The 15007-nt window shown below is 68.8% G+C and carries 18 protein-coding genes and 2 pseudogenes; 11 read left to right on the top strand and 9 right to left on the bottom strand.

Going from position 1 to position 15007, the window contains the following annotated elements:
- Positions 1-48: 48 nt before the first annotated feature.
- The 4 genes from ACE2AC_RS05375 (at position 49) to ACE2AC_RS05390 (ending at position 3792) form a co-directional block, all read left to right on the top strand.
- Positions 49-1095: a pyridoxal-phosphate dependent enzyme gene (locus tag ACE2AC_RS05375; protein ID WP_375692072.1), complete on the top strand. Its 1047-nt coding sequence runs from the start codon at positions 49-51 to the stop codon at positions 1093-1095.
- Entirely contained in the window at positions 1092-2252 is a 1161-nt protein-coding gene (locus ACE2AC_RS05380) for a M24 family metallopeptidase (protein ID WP_375691087.1), read from the top strand. Before ACE2AC_RS05375 ends, ACE2AC_RS05380 begins: the two co-directional genes overlap by 4 nt.
- Positions 2249-3010, top strand: coding sequence for an aspartate/glutamate racemase family protein (locus ACE2AC_RS05385; protein WP_375691088.1), 762 nt, complete (start codon positions 2249-2251; stop codon positions 3008-3010). The genes ACE2AC_RS05380 and ACE2AC_RS05385 overlap by 4 nt, the downstream gene beginning before the upstream one ends.
- Positions 3011-3099: 89 nt before the next feature.
- Positions 3100-3792 carry a CDP-alcohol phosphatidyltransferase family protein gene (locus ACE2AC_RS05390; RefSeq protein WP_375691089.1) on the top strand — a complete coding sequence of 231 codons (693 nt, stop codon included), beginning with the start codon at positions 3100-3102 and terminating at the stop codon, positions 3790-3792.
- On the opposite strand, the gene ACE2AC_RS05395 is transcribed toward ACE2AC_RS05390, so the two are convergent.
- From ACE2AC_RS05395 to ACE2AC_RS05405, 3 genes are all read right to left on the bottom strand, one after another.
- The gene (locus ACE2AC_RS05395; protein WP_375691090.1) at positions 3773-4501 is read right to left on the bottom strand and encodes an alpha/beta fold hydrolase; all 729 of its coding nucleotides are present in this window, start codon (positions 4499-4501) and stop codon (positions 3773-3775) included. The two genes, ACE2AC_RS05390 and ACE2AC_RS05395, sit on opposite strands and share 20 nt — an antisense overlap.
- Positions 4502-4625: 124 nt before the next feature.
- Positions 4626-5378, bottom strand: coding sequence for an alpha/beta fold hydrolase (locus tag ACE2AC_RS05400; protein ID WP_375691091.1), 753 nt, complete (start codon positions 5376-5378; stop codon positions 4626-4628).
- A 51-nt stretch (positions 5379-5429) separates the two neighbouring features.
- A complete protein-coding gene (locus ACE2AC_RS05405) occupies positions 5430-6707 on the bottom strand; it encodes an MFS transporter (protein ID WP_375691092.1) in 1278 nt (425 codons plus the stop codon).
- A gap of 123 nt (positions 6708-6830) precedes the next feature.
- On the opposite strand from ACE2AC_RS05405, the gene thrS reads away from it, so the two are divergent.
- On the top strand, positions 6831-8777 hold the full coding sequence (gene thrS / locus ACE2AC_RS05410) for a threonine--tRNA ligase (protein ID WP_375691093.1): 1947 nt from the start codon (positions 6831-6833) through the stop codon (positions 8775-8777).
- Between the two features lie 111 nt (positions 8778-8888).
- Here the strand turns inward: thrS and ACE2AC_RS05415 are convergent, their stop codons facing one another.
- Together ACE2AC_RS05415 and ACE2AC_RS05420 are read right to left on the bottom strand one after the other, a co-directional pair.
- Positions 8889-9530 (bottom strand): NrsF family protein, encoded by a 642-nt coding sequence (locus ACE2AC_RS05415; RefSeq protein WP_375691094.1) that lies wholly within the window; start codon positions 9528-9530, stop codon positions 8889-8891.
- On the bottom strand, positions 9527-10063 hold the full coding sequence (locus ACE2AC_RS05420) for a sigma-70 family RNA polymerase sigma factor (protein ID WP_375691095.1): 537 nt from the start codon (positions 10061-10063) through the stop codon (positions 9527-9529). Before ACE2AC_RS05420 ends, ACE2AC_RS05415 begins: the two co-directional genes overlap by 4 nt.
- A 161-nt stretch (positions 10064-10224) precedes the next feature.
- On the opposite strand from ACE2AC_RS05420, the pseudogene ACE2AC_RS05425 reads away from it, so the two are divergent.
- The 5 genes and pseudogenes from ACE2AC_RS05425 to ACE2AC_RS05445 all read left to right on the top strand — a co-directional run bounded on the left by ACE2AC_RS05425 (position 10225) and on the right by ACE2AC_RS05445 (position 12787).
- A pseudogene (locus ACE2AC_RS05425) lies at positions 10225-10522 on the top strand (DUF2282 domain-containing protein).
- Positions 10523-10622: 100 nt separating this feature from the next.
- Positions 10623-11477, top strand: coding sequence for a DUF692 family multinuclear iron-containing protein (locus ACE2AC_RS05430; RefSeq protein ID WP_375691096.1), 855 nt, complete (start codon positions 10623-10625; stop codon positions 11475-11477).
- Positions 11474-12091, top strand: a complete 618-nt coding sequence (locus ACE2AC_RS05435) for a putative DNA-binding domain-containing protein (RefSeq protein ID WP_375691097.1) — start codon at positions 11474-11476, stop codon at positions 12089-12091. Before ACE2AC_RS05430 ends, ACE2AC_RS05435 begins: the two co-directional genes overlap by 4 nt.
- Positions 12091-12228, top strand: coding sequence for a hypothetical protein (locus tag ACE2AC_RS05440; protein ID WP_375691098.1), 138 nt, complete (start codon positions 12091-12093; stop codon positions 12226-12228). The genes ACE2AC_RS05435 and ACE2AC_RS05440 overlap by 1 nt, the downstream gene beginning before the upstream one ends.
- Positions 12225-12787: pseudogene (locus ACE2AC_RS05445) on the top strand (DoxX family protein). The gene ACE2AC_RS05440 and the pseudogene ACE2AC_RS05445 overlap by 4 nt, the downstream one beginning before the upstream one ends.
- Here ACE2AC_RS05445 and ACE2AC_RS05450 read toward each other — a convergent pair.
- On the bottom strand, positions 12732-13106 hold the full coding sequence (locus tag ACE2AC_RS05450) for a hypothetical protein (RefSeq protein WP_375691099.1): 375 nt from the start codon (positions 13104-13106) through the stop codon (positions 12732-12734). The pseudogene ACE2AC_RS05445 and the gene ACE2AC_RS05450 sit on opposite strands and share 56 nt — an antisense overlap.
- Before the next feature lie 29 nt (positions 13107-13135).
- Complete coding sequence (locus ACE2AC_RS05455) at positions 13136-13450, bottom strand: arsenate reductase family protein (protein ID WP_375691100.1); 315 nt, start codon at positions 13448-13450, stop codon at positions 13136-13138.
- 218 nt (positions 13451-13668) lie between these two features.
- On the opposite strand from ACE2AC_RS05455, the gene ACE2AC_RS05460 reads away from it, so the two are divergent.
- The gene (locus tag ACE2AC_RS05460; protein WP_375691101.1) at positions 13669-13875 is read left to right on the top strand and encodes a cold-shock protein; all 207 of its coding nucleotides are present in this window, start codon (positions 13669-13671) and stop codon (positions 13873-13875) included.
- Between the two features lie 25 nt (positions 13876-13900).
- Here the strand turns inward: ACE2AC_RS05460 and ACE2AC_RS05465 are convergent, their stop codons facing one another.
- Positions 13901-14185 (bottom strand): hypothetical protein, encoded by a 285-nt coding sequence (locus ACE2AC_RS05465; RefSeq protein ID WP_375691102.1) that lies wholly within the window; start codon positions 14183-14185, stop codon positions 13901-13903.
- Positions 14186-14446: 261 nt separating this feature from the next.
- On the bottom strand, positions 14447-14845 hold the full coding sequence (locus tag ACE2AC_RS05470; protein WP_375691103.1) for a DUF2177 family protein: 399 nt from the start codon (positions 14843-14845) through the stop codon (positions 14447-14449).
- Between the last annotated feature and the right edge of the window lie 162 nt (positions 14846-15007).

A 15007-nucleotide genomic window follows, 5' to 3' on the forward strand; every position in this document is an offset into this window, starting at 1 on the left:
GGTCGCAAAAGGCATTGATCCGTGGCACGCCCCGTGCAGCACTGGGGCATGGACTGCCTCACCAATCCCTTCCGTGGCACCGGCCTGGCGCATCCCGCGCTTGACGACATGCCGTGGCCTGCCGCCGATCCCGCGCCGACGCTGGCGCTCCTCACCCGCTGCCCGCGCCACACCGTGACCCCGATGGTGCAGGCTGCAGCGCTCGCCAAGGCGGCGGGAGTTGCCGAGGTGTGGTTCAAGGACGAACGCACCCGCATGGGCCTTGGCAGTTTCAAGGCGCTCGGCGCGGCGAACGTGATCGCCCATGACGGCGTGGCAGGTCGTGCGCAGGGCCGCACCTACGTCGCCGCGAGCGCCGGGAACCACGGGCTGTCCGTCGCGGCGGGCGCTGCGGCCTTCGGCGCCCGGGCACGCATCTTCCTGGCAGAGACGGTGCCCGAAGGCTTCGCCGACCGGCTGCGGGCCGAGGGGGCGGAGGTTGTTCGCGCGGGCGCAACCTACGAAGAAAGCATGGCGGCGGCCGAAACCTCGGTCCGCGACGGCGGCGCGGTGCTGCTGTCGGATTCCTCCTGGCGCGGCTATGCCCGGATTCCGCACCTGCTGATGGAGGGCTACCTCGCCCTGATGGACGAGGCCGCGGCGCAGATCGGAGCGCCGCCCACCCATGTCTTCCTGCAGGCAGGCGTCGGCGGGCTGGCCGCTGCGGGGGCCGCCTTTGTCCGCCGCGAATGGGGGGATGGGCCGGTGATCTGCATCGTCGAGCCCGCAGCCGCCCTCGCACTGGCGGGATCGATCGCGGCCGGTGCGCCCACGACCTCGACCGGGCCGGTGTCGATCATGGGGCGGCTCGACTGCAAGGAGCCGTCGCTGATCGCGCTCAAGGGCCTTGCGCGGGACGCAGACCATTTCCTCACCATCACCGAGGACGAGGCGCAGGCCGCAACCGACCGCGTCGCGGCGGCGGGCCTGCCCTCGACCCCTTCGGGGGCCGCGGGGCTCGCCGGGTTGCTCTGCGCCGGGCCGCATGCCGGGACGCTCGGGTTGGACGGCACGTCGCGGGTGCTGGCGATCCTGACCGAACAGGCCGAGGCATGAGCGGCCCCGACGGTCTGCCCCCGGCCGAGTTCCACGCTCGCCGTGACAGGGCGCAGGCGGCGATGCGGCAGGAGGGACTTGCCGCAATGCTGCTGACGACCGAGGCCGACCTGCGCTACTTCACCGGCTTCCTCACCCGGTTCTGGGAAAGCCCGACGCGGCCCTGGTTCCTTGTCCTGCCCGCCGCGGGTGACCCGGTGGCGGTGATCCCCTCCATCGGGGCGCACCTGATGGGACGGACCTGGATCAGCGACATCCGTACCTGGCGTTCGCCTAACTACACCGACGACGGCATCGGCCTGCTGGCCGCGACGCTGGCCGAACTGGTCCCGGCGGGCGAACGGATCGGGACGCCCTCGGGGCAGGAGACGCAGCTTCGGATGCCGCTCGACAGCTGGGCGGCGCTGCAGGCCCGTCTGCCCCGGCACCGGTTCACCGGTGACGCCGGGATCCTCCGCCGCCTGCGCATGGTAAAATCCCCCGCCGAGGTCGAGCGTATCCGCGCCGCCTGTGCCGTGGCGGGACGCGCCTTTGCCCGTGTGCCCGAGGTCGTGCACCGGGGGCTGCCCCTGTCCGAAGTGTTCCGCCGGTTCCAGGTCCTCTGCCTCGAGGAAGGCGCCGATTTCGTGCCCTACCTCGCCGGGGCGGCCGCGCCGGGTGGCTATGGCGACGTGATCTCTCCGGCCGACGACCGGCCACTTGCGGCAGGCGATGCGCTGATGCTGGACACCGGGCTGATCAGGCAGGGCTATTTCTGCGATTTCGACCGCAACTTCTCGGTCGGGCCAGCCGCGCCCGAGGTCCGCGATGCCCATGCCCGGCTGATCGAGGCGACCCGCGCGGGGTTCGACGCTGCCCGTCCCGGTGCCACGGCGGCAGACCTCTACCGCGCGATGGACCGGGTCCTGACCGGTGGCGCGGGCGGCGGCGATGCCGGGCGGCTCGGTCACGGGCTGGGGCTGCAACTCACCGAACCGCCCTCGCTGATCCCGGCCGACGACACGGTGCTGGAGCCGGGCATGGTGCTGACCCTTGAACCGGGCATCGACCTCGCCCCCGGCCGGATCATGGTGCACGAAGAGAACATCGTCGTGGGCACGCAGGGCGCGGCATGGCTGTCGCCGCCCGCCTCGCCCGGGATCGTGGAGCTGCCATGACCGCCCGTGTCTTTCCACACCACCTGACCCCGGACCGCCCGCCGCAGATCGGCCTCGTCGTCCTGCAGGAGGACGAGACGATCGAGCCGGATTTCCGCCGCCTCCTTCCCGACGGTGTCGAGCTTCTGACCACCCGCGTCCCCTCCGGCACCGAGGTCACGCCCGAGACGCTGGCGGCGATGGAGCGGTACCTGGGCGGGGCGGTGGCGCTTCTGCCGGGCGCTGCGCGGTTCGCGGCCCTGGCGTACGGCTGCACCTCCGGCTCGGCCCAGATCGGGCCTGCCACGGTGAACGGCATCCTCGCGTCCTGCGCCACGACGCGGCATGTCACCAACCCCGTGACCGCCCTGATCGCCGCCTGCCAGGCACTTGGCGTCCAGCGCATCGCTCTGCTGTCGCCCTACATGGAAAGCGTGTCGGACCAGCTGCGCCGGGTGCTGGCGCAGGCCGGCATCGACACGCCCGTCTTTGGCACCTTCGACGTGGCCGAGGAGTCGCGCGTGGTCCGGATCGCGCCGGATGCGATCGCCGGGGCCGCAACGTCCCTGCTGGCGGACGGCGGGGCCGAGGCGCTGTTCCTGTCCTGCACCAACCTGCGCACCCTGCCGCTGATCGAGACGCTCGAGGCGCGGCTGGGACTGCCGGTCCTCTCGAGCAACCAGGTGCTGGCCTGGCACATGTGCCGCCTGGCCGGGATGGCGATGGCGCCCGGCGACTGGGGGCGGCTTTCGACGCTGGACCTGCCGCCACCGGGATAGCCGCCCGGTGGTGCGACGCGGCTGCCACGGCGGCCGCATCGTCGACGTCCCCCCTTTATCCGGCGGCGCATATCCGGCATGACTGGCGCATGTCGATGCGAACCAAGGCCCTCGCCGTTCACCTGCTCACCGCCACCGGCGCGGTGTTCGCGATGCTGGCAATGCTGGCGGCCGTGGACGAGAAATGGGACCTGATGTTCCTCTGGCTGGTCGTCGCCTTCTTTGTCGACGGCATCGACGGACCGCTCGCCCGCAAGTACGAGGTCAAGGCGAACGCGCCGGAATTCGACGGGGTCCTGATGGACCTGATCATCGATTACCTGACCTACGTGTTCATCCCGGCCTATGCGCTCTTCCGGTCGGACCTGCTGTCGGGCTGGACCGGCTGGGTGGTGATCATCATCATCACCTATGCCAGCGTCGTCTACTTTGCCGACACCCGGATGAAGACCAAGGACAACTCGTTCTCGGGCTTTCCAGGCTGCTGGAACATGGTCGCGCTGGTGATCTTTGCGCTGAAGCCGGACTTCTGGGTCATCCTGATCCTCGTCGTCGTGCTGGCCGTGGCGATGTTCATCCCGCTCAAGTTCATCCACCCGGTCCGGACCGAGCGCTGGCGCATGGTGTCGCTGCCGATGGCGCTGGTCTGGGTGTTCTTTGCCTTCTGGGCGGCCTGGGTCGACTTCCACCCCGAAAGCTGGGCGCACTGGGGGCTGGTCGTGACCTCGATCTACCTGCTCTTCGCCGGGGTGGCGCAGCAGGTCATACCGCCACGGGAATAGGCGAGCGGAGCACCAGAGGCTCCGACAGCCAGGTCCGCAGTTCCTCGGTCACTGCATCGGGCGCCTCGATCGACGGCAGGTGGCCGGCCCCCTCAATCACCGCAAGGCGGCTGTAGGGGATCAGCTCAGACATGAATTCGTGCCGCTTCGGCGGTGTCAGCCCGTCCTCGGCACCGCAGACGACGAGCGCGGGCACCTTGACCTTGCGCAGGGTCGGCTGCTGGTCCTTGCGCCGCTGGAGCGCGCGGACCTGCCGGGCGATGACCTCGGGTCCGAGGTCGATGCCCATCTCGATGAACCGGTGCAGGATTTCCAGCCGCCGCCCCTCGGCCAGCGCCTCGGGCGGCATCAGTTCGCGCAGGGCGGCTTCGATCGATCCGGCGCGCAGCTTGACCAGCGTCGTCTCGCGCTCGGCCGCCTGCTGCGGGCTGTCGGTCAAGGGCGTGGTCGAGATCAGGGCGATGCGCTGCACCCTCTCCGGCGCGCGGCGCAGGATCTCCATCGCCACGGCCCCGCCGAAACAGGTCCCGACGAGGGCGAATTTCAGCGGCAGCTGCATCAGGAGGTTGGAAGCGATCTCCTCCACCCGCTCGCCCTGGGTGGGCAGCGCGATCATCACAGCGCGGTCGCGACCGAGCGCGCGCACCTGCGCCTCGAACACGCGCATGTCGCATGCCATGCCGGGTATCAGAACCAGCGGTTCAGCCAATCTGCTCTGCCTCCTGCCCGTGCGTTTGTCGTCACGTGGCAGGTTCAGGGTGTCACGACCACCGGCGAAATCAAGCCGGGTGACACGGCAAGAGCGGAATTGCGCGCATGGCGAGTCCGATGGGTCACGCCACGCGGGCCAGCACCTCTTCGATCCGGTCGGTCATGATCGCGAGGCAGGCATCGTCGGAAAAGCGGTGATCGGCGCCCTTCACGAATTCGAGGTGCATGTCCGGCCCGTCGGCCCGGTCGAGCAGGCGCAGCGCAGTTTCGCGGGTGACATCCGCGTCCGCCGTGCCCTGCAGGAAGCGCACCGGGAACGGCAGCGGCAGCGGATCGCGCAGGACAAGGTGGTCGCGCCCGTCCTCGATCAGCTTTTTCGTGATGACATAGGGGGCGCCGTAGTCCGACGGCAGCTCCACCTGGTGCACCATGTCGAGCGCGAGCCGCTGCGCCTGGTCAAATCCCGCCCACATGCTGTCCTCGGTGAAATCCGGAGCGGCGGCGATGGTGACGAGGCCCGCGATGCGCTCGGGCATCCGCTTGGTCATCAGGAGCGAGATCCAGCCGCCCATCGAGGACCCCACCAGCAGCAGCGGCCCCTCGGTCACCGCGTGCAGCATCGTCTCGGCATCCTGCGCCCAGTCCCCGATGCAGCCGTCGACGAAGGCCTCGGAGCTTTCGCCGTGCCCGGAGTAGTCGAACCTGAGAAACGCCTGCCCCCGCGCCTGCGCCCAGGCTTCGAGGTGCACGGCCTTGGTCCCGCCCATGTCGGACTTGAAGCCGCCGAGGAAGACCACCGTCGGCCCCTGCCCCCCTGTCCGGTGATAGGCGAGCCTGCGGCCCTGCGGCGTCTCTAGGATGTCGGGTGTCGCCATGCACGGGCCTCCTTTGCGTCGGGGCCTTTCTGGCATCCCGGGACGGGGTTGTCAGCCCTCCTCGGCCTCGGGCAGGCGCAGGGCCAGCATCCCACCGAAAAGCGCCAGCGCGGCAAAGCCCGCGACCGCCACCGCGGGAGAGAGCATCGACAGCGCCCCGCCCGCCGCGCCGACCGCCAGCAGGATCAAGCCGATCGCGGTGTTGGCCACGGCGGCATAGGCCGCCCGGCTGTCGGCGGGCGCGTAATCCACCAGCCAGACCGACCGGGCCTGCCGGACCCCGTGGTAGGCCACCATCAGCCCGAAGAGCGCGAGCGGCGCGGCCCAGACCGCGCCGATCAGGCCCACCCAGGCAAAGACGAGGGCCGCCGCCAACGACAGGGCCGCCGCCGCCCCCGACAGCGCAAGGACAAGGCGCGAGGATTTGTCGGACAGCCGGCCCCAGACGTAGGAGCTGAGGAACGACGCCGCCGCCGAGGCCAGCACCAGCGCACCGAGCTGCCCGAGCAGCGCATCGCCGCCCTGCTGCGCCAGGAGGACGAGATACGGCGGCGCGAGCGCGGTCGAGACCAGCAACCCGCGCACGAGGATGAACCAGCGCAGGCCGCCATCGCCCAGGATCTCGCGGAACGCGGTCACGTCCGCGCCGTCGCGATCCTCGCTCGCCGCCTCCTCGATGGTCGAGAAGAGCGCCGCCGCCCCCAGCCAGAACACCCCGGCCAGCGCGATCGCGATGAGCACCGGCGTCATCTCCTGCATCAGGCCCGAGATCAGCAGCAGCGCAAAGATCACCACGCCCGCCGACGCGACCGAGCCGGCAAGCCCCGTCACCGCCCCGCGCCGGGTTTCGCCGATCGTCTTGCCGAGGACATCCTTGTAGCTGACCGAACAGGCCGCCCGCGCCAGTGCCAGCACCGCCAGCGCCGCGCAGATCGCCACGCCCGCGGCCAGCCCGTCCAGCAGCCTGCCCGCCGCCGCAATGGCCAGTGCCGCCAGCCCCTGCACCGCCGAGCCCGCGACCCACATCCACTTGCGCCGTGCCATCCGCTGCGCCCGGTCGGCGAGGAACACCTGCGGCAGCAAGGCCCCCGCCTCGCGGATCGGGACCAGCATGCCGACCAGGGCCGAGGGAACGGCCAGTGCGGTCAGCAGCCAGCTCAGCACCAGCTTCGGGTCGATCAGCCCGTCCGCGACCTTGGTCAGGGACAGCGAGGCGACATGCCGCAGACCATTGCGCGCCTCGGTGGGGTCGATGCCGTCCTCGCCCGCGATCCTTGCAAAAAGGCTCTCCTGCGGGCGATCCGCCCCGCTGTCCCGTGTCACGCTCATCCGTCTTCCTTCCAATTCCGTCCAGCGCCGCTTGACACCGCGGGCTTCGGGGATCAGGTAGGGCGCGCAACATAACCCGCAACCGGGCGTTCCGTGGGCGCCAAACCGACGAGGAGGACAGCCATGTCCCAGATTTCCCTCACCTTCCCCGATGGCAATGTCAAAGAGCTCCCCGCCGGGATCACGCCGGCCGAGGTGGCCGCAAGCATTTCCAACTCCCTCGCCAAGAAGGCGATCAGCGCGACGGTGAACGGCGCGCATTACGACCTGCAATGGCCGATCGACGCCGACGCCTCGATCGCGATCCACACGATGCAGGACGATGCGCAGGCGCTGGAACTGATCCGACACGACCTCGCCCACATCATGGCGCGGGCGGTGCAGGAGCTCTGGCCGGACGTGAAGGTCACCATCGGCCCGGTCCGCGACAACGGCTGGTTCTACGACTTCGACCGCGCGGAGCCCTTCACGCCCGAGGACCTCGGCCAGATCGAGGCGCGGATGAAGGAGATCATCAACGCCCGTGACGCGGTGAAGACCGAGGTGTGGGAGCGCGAGCGCGTCCGCCAGCACTACGAGGACACGAACGAGCCCTACAAGGTCGAGCTGCTGGACCGCATCCCCGGCGACGAGCCGATCCGCATGTACTGGCACGGTGACTGGCAGGACCTCTGCCGCGGCCCGCACCTGCAGCACACGGGGCAAGTGCCCGCAGATGCCTTCAAGCTGACGCACGTGGCCGGCGCCTACTGGCTGGGCGACAACACGCGCCCCATGCTGCAGCGGATCTATGGCGTCGCCTTCAAGAACCGCCAGGACCTGAAGGCCTGGGAAGTGATGATGGAGGAGGCCGCCAAGCGCGACCACCGCAAGCTTGGCCGCGAGATGGAGCTCTTCCACATGCAGGAAGAGGCGCCGGGCCAGGTCTTCTGGCACCCGAACGGCTGGACCATCTATACGACGCTGCAAGACTACATGCGCCGCCAGCAACACCGCGACGGCTATGTCGAGGTGAACACGCCGCAGGTGGTCAACCGGCGGCTCTGGGAGGAATCCGGCCACTGGGACAACTACCAGGAGAACATGTTCATCGTCGAAGTCGACGAGGACCATGCGCGCGAGAAGTCGATCAACGCGCTGAAGCCGATGAACTGCCCTTGCCACGTGCAGGTGTTCAACCACGGGCTCAAGTCCTACCGCGACCTGCCGCTGCGCATGGCGGAATTCGGCTCCTGCGCGCGGTACGAGCCCTCGGGCGCGCTGCACGGCATCATGCGGGTGCGCGGATTTACCCAGGATGACGCGCATATCTTCTGCACCGAGGACCAGATCGAGGCCGAGACGAAGAAGTTCATCGACTTCCTCGCGGGCATCTACGCCGACCTCGGATTCGACGACTGGTCGGTGAAGCTGTCGACGCGGCCCGAGAAGCGGGTCGGGACCGAGGAGAGCTGGGACCGGGTCGAGGCCGCGCTTGGCAATGCCTGCAAGGCGGCCGGGTACGATTTCGAGATCCAGGAGGGCGAAGGCGCCTTCTACGGGCCCAAGCTGGAATTCGTGCTGACCGACGCGATCGGCCGGGACTGGCAGTGCGGCACGCTGCAGGTGGACCCGAACCTGCCCGAGCGGCTGGATGCGAACTACATCGGCTCGGACGGTGAGAAACACCGCCCCGTCATGCTGCACCGCGCCGTGCTGGGATCGTTCGAGCGCTTCATCGGCATCCTGATCGAGAACTCTGCCGGCAAGCTGCCGCTCTGGCTGGCGCCGCGCCAGGTGGTCGTGGCGGCCATCGTGTCGGACGCCGACGCGTACTGCTCGGAAGTGGTGGAGAAGCTGAAGGCGGCGGGCATCCGCGCCGAGGCCGACCTGCGCAACGAGAAGATCAACTACAAGGTCCGCGAGCATTCGGTCGGCAAGGTGCCCTACATCCTCGCCTGCGGCATGAAGGAGGTCGAGGAGCGCACGGTCTCGACCCGTAAGCTGGGCGAGAAGCAGACCAAGGTTCAGAGCCTCGACGAGATCGTGGCCGAGCTGATCGCTGAAGGGACGCCGCCGGACCTGCGGTGAGGATCGCGGTTCATCGGGATCGCGGTGCGTGCGGAGCACGCACCCTACGGGTGGAACGGGCGGCCTTCTGGGCCGCCCGGTTTCGTTTCGGGGTGCACCCCGGCTATGTGGTCACCACCTGAGGAACCGCGGGCCGGCCAGCGCCCCGGTCCCGGCGGCGAGGCAGATGCCCAGCGAATACCAGGCAGCGTAGAACATCGGCGTGTCCTCGACGCAGAAGGTCGAATAGATCGCGCAGGCGATGCCCCCCGCAGCCAGCCCGGCGAGCGCCCCGCCAAGCCGCGGCCGGGTCGGTGCCCCCTTCGACAACGCAGTGATCAGCCCGGCGGAAATCGGCAGCGACAGGAGCACCACCGCCGGCAGGCAGACCCGGATCGAATGGCCGAGGAACCCGGCCATCCGCGCCTCGGGCGGGGTCACGGCAAAGGCCCAGAGCCAGAGCGCGGCGGCCGCGATCGGCACGGCCCAGATCGCACGGCCCGCCCAGCCCGGCGCCACCGCCGGCCGCGCGGCGCGCAGCGCGAGGACCAGCGCCAGCAGGCCCAGGACCAGCGGCAGCACCGTCTTGGCCAGGATCACCGGCTGGGCAAGGTACTGCACCAGGTCCGGGCGCGGGCCCAGCACCCAGAAGAAGGCGGCCGCGGTCACCAGCAGGCCGCCCGCAAGGCCGACCATGACCCGCCGCTCCAGCGTGGAGGCCGGGGCGGGCGCCGGGTCGGCGGCCAGTTGGGCTATCAGGTCTTCCGTCTTCATCTCTCGGCCTCGGCCATCTCCTTCAGTCGCTGCATGGCCCGGTGGTAGGCCACGCGCACGGCGCCTTCGCTCATCCCAAGGCGGGCACCGACTTCACCGGCGCTCTCGCCCTCGATTCCCACGGCGCGGACGATCCCGGCCGATTTCTCGTCGATCCGGCCGAGCAATCCGGCCAGGTCGCGCGCCGCGGTGACGTCGCCGACACTGTCGTCGGGCAGCACCTCGGCCATGTCGTCGATCGGCACCGGCACGCCACCGCGGCGGCGGCGGAACAGGTCGACCGTCTTGTAGCGCGCGATGGCATAGAGCCACGGCGTGACGGGATCGGCCTCGCGCCATGTATGACGCTTGGCGTAAATCGCAAGCAGCACCTCCTGCACGATGTCCTCGGCCTCGTCCACTCCGCCCGAACGGGCGCGGACGATGTTCCGGATGACCGGCGTGCATTCGGTCAGGAACGCCGCGTAGGCCACCCCGTCGCCGCGGTTCGCGCGGCGGAGGAGATCGCCCCAGCGGTCGTTGCGATCCGTCATTCCCCTCTCCATTCGTGCTCGACCGGCAAACGTTACAATCCCCGGCCCGAAATCCGCAATCTCATCACTCGTTCGTGAGCGGTGTAACGCATTCCGCCGGCCCCGCGAAAGGAGAGGCATCGGACGCCAGCAACGGCGCCGAGCTAACATGGAGTGAAGACATGACCAACAAGACCATCCTCGTCACCGCCGTCACCGCAGCCCTTGCCGCCACCGCTGGCGCGGCCTCCGCCGCCGACCAGGTGAAATGCTACGGCGTGGCGCTGGCCGGCCAGAACGACTGCGCCGCGGGTCCCGGCACCACCTGCGCCGGCACCTCCAAGGTCGACTACCAGGGCAACGCCTGGAAACTGGTCGAACTCGGGCACCTGCGAGTCGATGGAACTGCCGGCGATGGCCGACGGGTCCGAGCGCATGGGCTCGCTCGAGCCGCTCGAGCGCGACATGGCCGACAGCTGAACCGTTTTTCCCGGCGCGTCCTCCCTCGGGGCGCGCCGGACACCTCTTTGCCGGGCTTCCTGCCCGGACGCGCCCCTTTTTCAGAACGGAAGGATCCGCCATGCTCGACCGCACCCCGCAGAACCGCCTGCCGAACATGCCCGGCGTCGGCTACAAGGCGCAGCACTACACGTCGATCATCGCCGATCCCGCCCCCGTTGGCTGGCTGGAAATCCATGCCGAGAACTACATGGGCGACGGCGGTCGTCCACTGGCGCAACTGCGCCACCTGGCAGAACGCTTTCCCGTATCGGTCCACGGCGTGGGCCTGTCGATCGGCGGTGAAGGGCCGCTCGACCCCGCGCACCTGGCCCGCCTGCAACATCTCTGCGACTGGCTGCAGCCCGCGAGCTTTTCCGAACACCTCGCCTGGTCGACGCATGACAGCGCCTTCCTGAACGACCTGCTGCCCCTGCCCTACACCGAGGCGACGCTGGCCCGCGTGGCCGACCATATCGACCAGGTGCAGGAGGTGCTGGGCCGGACGATGCTGCTGGAAAACCCGTCGAGCTACCTGGCCTTCGACGAAAGCACGATGTCCGAGACCGATTTCCTGCGCGAGGTCGCCCGCCGCACCGGCTGCGGGCTGCTGTTCGACGTGAACAATGTCTTTGTCTCGGCGGTGAACCTCGGCCTCGACGCCCGGGGCTACATCGCGGATTTCCCGCTGGAAAAGGTCGGAGAGATCCACCTTGGCGGGCATGACGAGGACGAGGATGACCATGGCCGCCCGCTGCTGATCGACAGCCACGGGCGCGAGGTGGTCGATCCGGTCTGGGCCCTGCTGGACGACGTGCTGGCCCGGTCCGGCCCGCGCCCGGTGCTGATCGAATGGGACACCGACGTGCCCGACTGGCCGGTGCTGGCGGCCGAGGCGCGGCGCGCGGCGGATGCCCTCGCCCGGGTGCCGGCATGAGCGTCAGCCAGACAGAGTTCCGGGCCGCCCTGCTCGACCCGGACCGCGCCGCGCCGCAGGGCCTGGGCGACGGACGCGGCGCTGCCGCGGGACGCCGGTTCGCGGTCTATCGAAACAACGTCGCCGTCTCGCTCACCGAGGCGCTGGAAACCGGATTTCCCACGGTGGCAAAGCTGATCGGGGCCGAGAACTTCCGCCACCTCGCCGGGCTCTTCCTGCGGGCACATCCGCCGGAAAGCCCGCTGATGATGGTGTACGGTGCCCGCCTGCCCGACTTCATCGCCGGGATCGGGGCCCTGTCGCACCTGGGGTACCTGCCGGATGTCGCGCGGCTCGACCTCGCGCTGCGGCAGTCCTACCACGCGGCCGACGCCACGCCTGTGGCGGCCGACGCCCTACAGGCGATCGCGCCCGAGGACCTTGGGCAGACGCGCCTGACGCTCGCGCCCGCCCTGCGGCTGTTGAACTCGCGCTGGCCGCTGCACGGCATCTACCGCTTCAACCACGAGGACGGCGCCCCCAAGCCCGAGCCGCGCGCCGAGGCGGTCCTGGTCACCCGGCCCGACTATGACCCCGTGCCCCGCCTGCTGCCCCCGGCGGCGCCGCCTTCGTGATGGGCCTGACCGAGGGCGCGACGCTCGACGAGGCCTTCGAGGCCGCGGTCACCGGCGCAGGGTCCTTCGACCCCGGTCCGGTGCTGGCCCTGCTGATCGAGGACAATTGCATCACTGCCGTGGAGGTTCGCCCATGACCCGTCTTGCCACCCTCGCCGCGCCGCTCGACCCGCTGGTGCCGCTCCTGGGCCGCATCGTCTTTGCCGCGGTGCTGCTGCGCTACTTCTGGGCCTCCGCCCTGACCAAGCTGGGCGACGGGCCGCTTGGCCTCATTCACCCCTCCGTCGGCGCCTATGCGCAGATCTTCCCCGCCAGATGGAGGCCGTCGGCTACGACACGTCGCAGCTCGGCGGTCTCCACTGGATTATCGTGGTGGCGGGGACAACGGCAGAATTCGTCCTGCCGCTGTTGATCGTGCTGGGGCTCTTCACCCGGCTCGCCGCGCTCGGGATGGTCGGCTTCGTCACGGTCCAGAGCCTCACCGACCTCTACGGCCACGGCGGCATCGAACATGCCGAAACGCTCGGCGCGCTCTTCGACCGGGCGCCCGACGGCGTCATCCTCGACCAGAGGCTGCTCTGGACCTACCTGCTGGTGGTGCTGGTGCTGAAGGGCGGCGGGTGGCTCGCCCTCGACGGGGTCATCTTCCGAAATGCGCCTTCGGCTCGTCCGGTTGCCCCGCAGCCACTGCCATGAGGCCGGCAACCGCGCAGAAGCCCATCGGGAAGAGCGTGAAGAAGCCGAAGCCGAACGCGAGGTACATGCCGATGGCCGAGGCCAGCAGCAGCGCCCCGCCCCAGAGCGCGCGGACCTTGACCATCCCGGCCCCGGCCAGCGCAAGGAGCGGCGACAGGAACGACATAGCGCGGATCAGCTCCACGTTGGCGACCTGCTCGAACAGGCCCTCGATCTCGCCGTAATGTTCCACCGCCGAGGTATAGCCATAGCTGGCCATGCCAACGAACAGGCCCATCAGGCCACCGATCAGTCCCAGGACAAGGGCTGCGTTCCGCAAATCACTACTCCGTCACCTGCCCCGCCGGCTCATGCGCCCAGGGCGCTCCGCGTGGCTTCCGTCCATCCCAGATAGAGATCGCCACCCGTTTCGATAAGGGGCCGCTTCATCAAAGTTGGGTGTTCCGCGATCAGATCGAGCATCGGGCGGTCGCGTTCCGCGGCGTCGAGACCGCGCCAGGTGGTCGACTTGGTATTGAGCAGAGCCGTGCCGAACCGGGCGGCCGCGCGGTCCAGAAGCCCCTCGGGAAAGCCGTTTTCGCGGATGTCGTGCAGCTGCGACCCCTCCAACGCTTTCAACGCCTTACGGCAGGTGTCGCAGGTCTTGATGCCGTAAATTACCATTTCGCCCCCTTTTGCGAATTTCGGATGAAATACTGTGCATCGCCAATCGATGCATCCTGTTTCGCTTGCTTTTTACATTGGGACTGCAATCCTGACAGGGTGACACTAGGTCAATGCGCATGGGCCCGGCGCATCCGCGGCGGGTCGGTCGTGGTGGACAGGTGGCATCGCCCTCCGGGGGATCGGGAGGGTGGAGTGAAGACAGAAGGAGAGACGGAATGCCGGTCGGCACCGTGAAATGGTTCAATACCACCAAAGGCTACGGGTTCATCGAGCCCGAGGAAGGCGGCAAGGACGTCTTCGTGCATATTTCCGCCGTCGAGAGGTCCGGTCTGACCGAACTCGCGGACAATCAGAAGGTCGGCTACGAGCTGCTGGACGGCCGGGATGGCCGCAAGATGGCCGGAGACCTCAAGCTCCTGTAAACAGCCATGAAATCAAGGCAGGCGCTCAGGCCGGTTCCCGGACCGTCGCCTGCCAGTCCTGTCCCATGGCGACGATGCAGGAGGTGCCGCTGGCGTAGGTCACGACCAGCGTCCAGTCGCCGTTGCGCTCGGTCCAGAGCTCCATCACCTGCTCCGGTCCGCGCAGGCCCATGGCCTGCCGTTCCGATCCCATCCGCTGGCTCAGGCGCTGCTCCATCCGGTCGGACTGCTCGCAGAGCACCTCGGCGATCGGGGTGGTCGCACCGGCAGGCAGGGCCAGCAGCAGCAGAGGCAGAAGCGCGCGGAACATGGGGTGCCTGTTGTCGTTCTGGGTTTTTCCCAGTGTAACAGTTTCATGACATGGCGGCGAGCGATATGTGCAAGGCATTGAATGCAAAGCGCCGCCGGAGAGGCAGCGCGTGATCGCCTGCCCTCCCGACGGCGCGGAGAGAATGGCGCCTGGCGCCGATGTGACCTGAAACCTTGGCCCCCTGCGGGCCGCTGGGGCCCGGATCCGCACCCTGCCCGGGCACTTCAATTCAATCAAGCAAGTGGTTGGAAACGATCCGTTTCAGCTGAACCGGCTGGCGATCCAGACGCCCAGCATGGCGGCCGTCCCGGTCAGGATCGTGCCCCAGGCGAGGTCGAGCGCCACCATCTTCGGATGCCAGTCGCGCAGGGTCGCGTAGTTGGTGAACTCGTAGGTTCCGTAGGCGATCGCCCCCAGCAGCGCGCCGCTCCAAAAGGCCTGCATCGTGGCCCCGGTGCGCAGCGCGGGGAGCGAGACGAACCAGACCAAACCCCCGACATAAAAGAGATAAAACACGGCCGCCGGACCGATCCGCAGGTCCTGGGCGAGGAGCGGACCGATGTGATCCTCGAACACCGGCTTGATCACCCCTCGCAGCATGATCGCGTCGAGGACCAAGAAGATCGCGGCGGTCGAGAGGTAGAGGATGGCGAGTTGCATGGGGCCTCCGGCGTGGTTGTCGGAAGGTATACGGCAGGGCCGGAATTGTGGATCGGTATTACGTCGGTATCACGTCGGTATTGCGTCGGTATTTTTGTCGGTGCGGGGCGCGCGGTGGTGCAGGAGATGGGTAACGGGTGCGGGGTGGTTGGGGGGAGTGGC

Origin of the sequence: Pseudooceanicola sp. LIPI14-2-Ac024 (assembly GCF_042188925.1) — a bacterium.
Taxonomy (GTDB): domain Bacteria; phylum Pseudomonadota; class Alphaproteobacteria; order Rhodobacterales; family Rhodobacteraceae; genus Pseudooceanicola.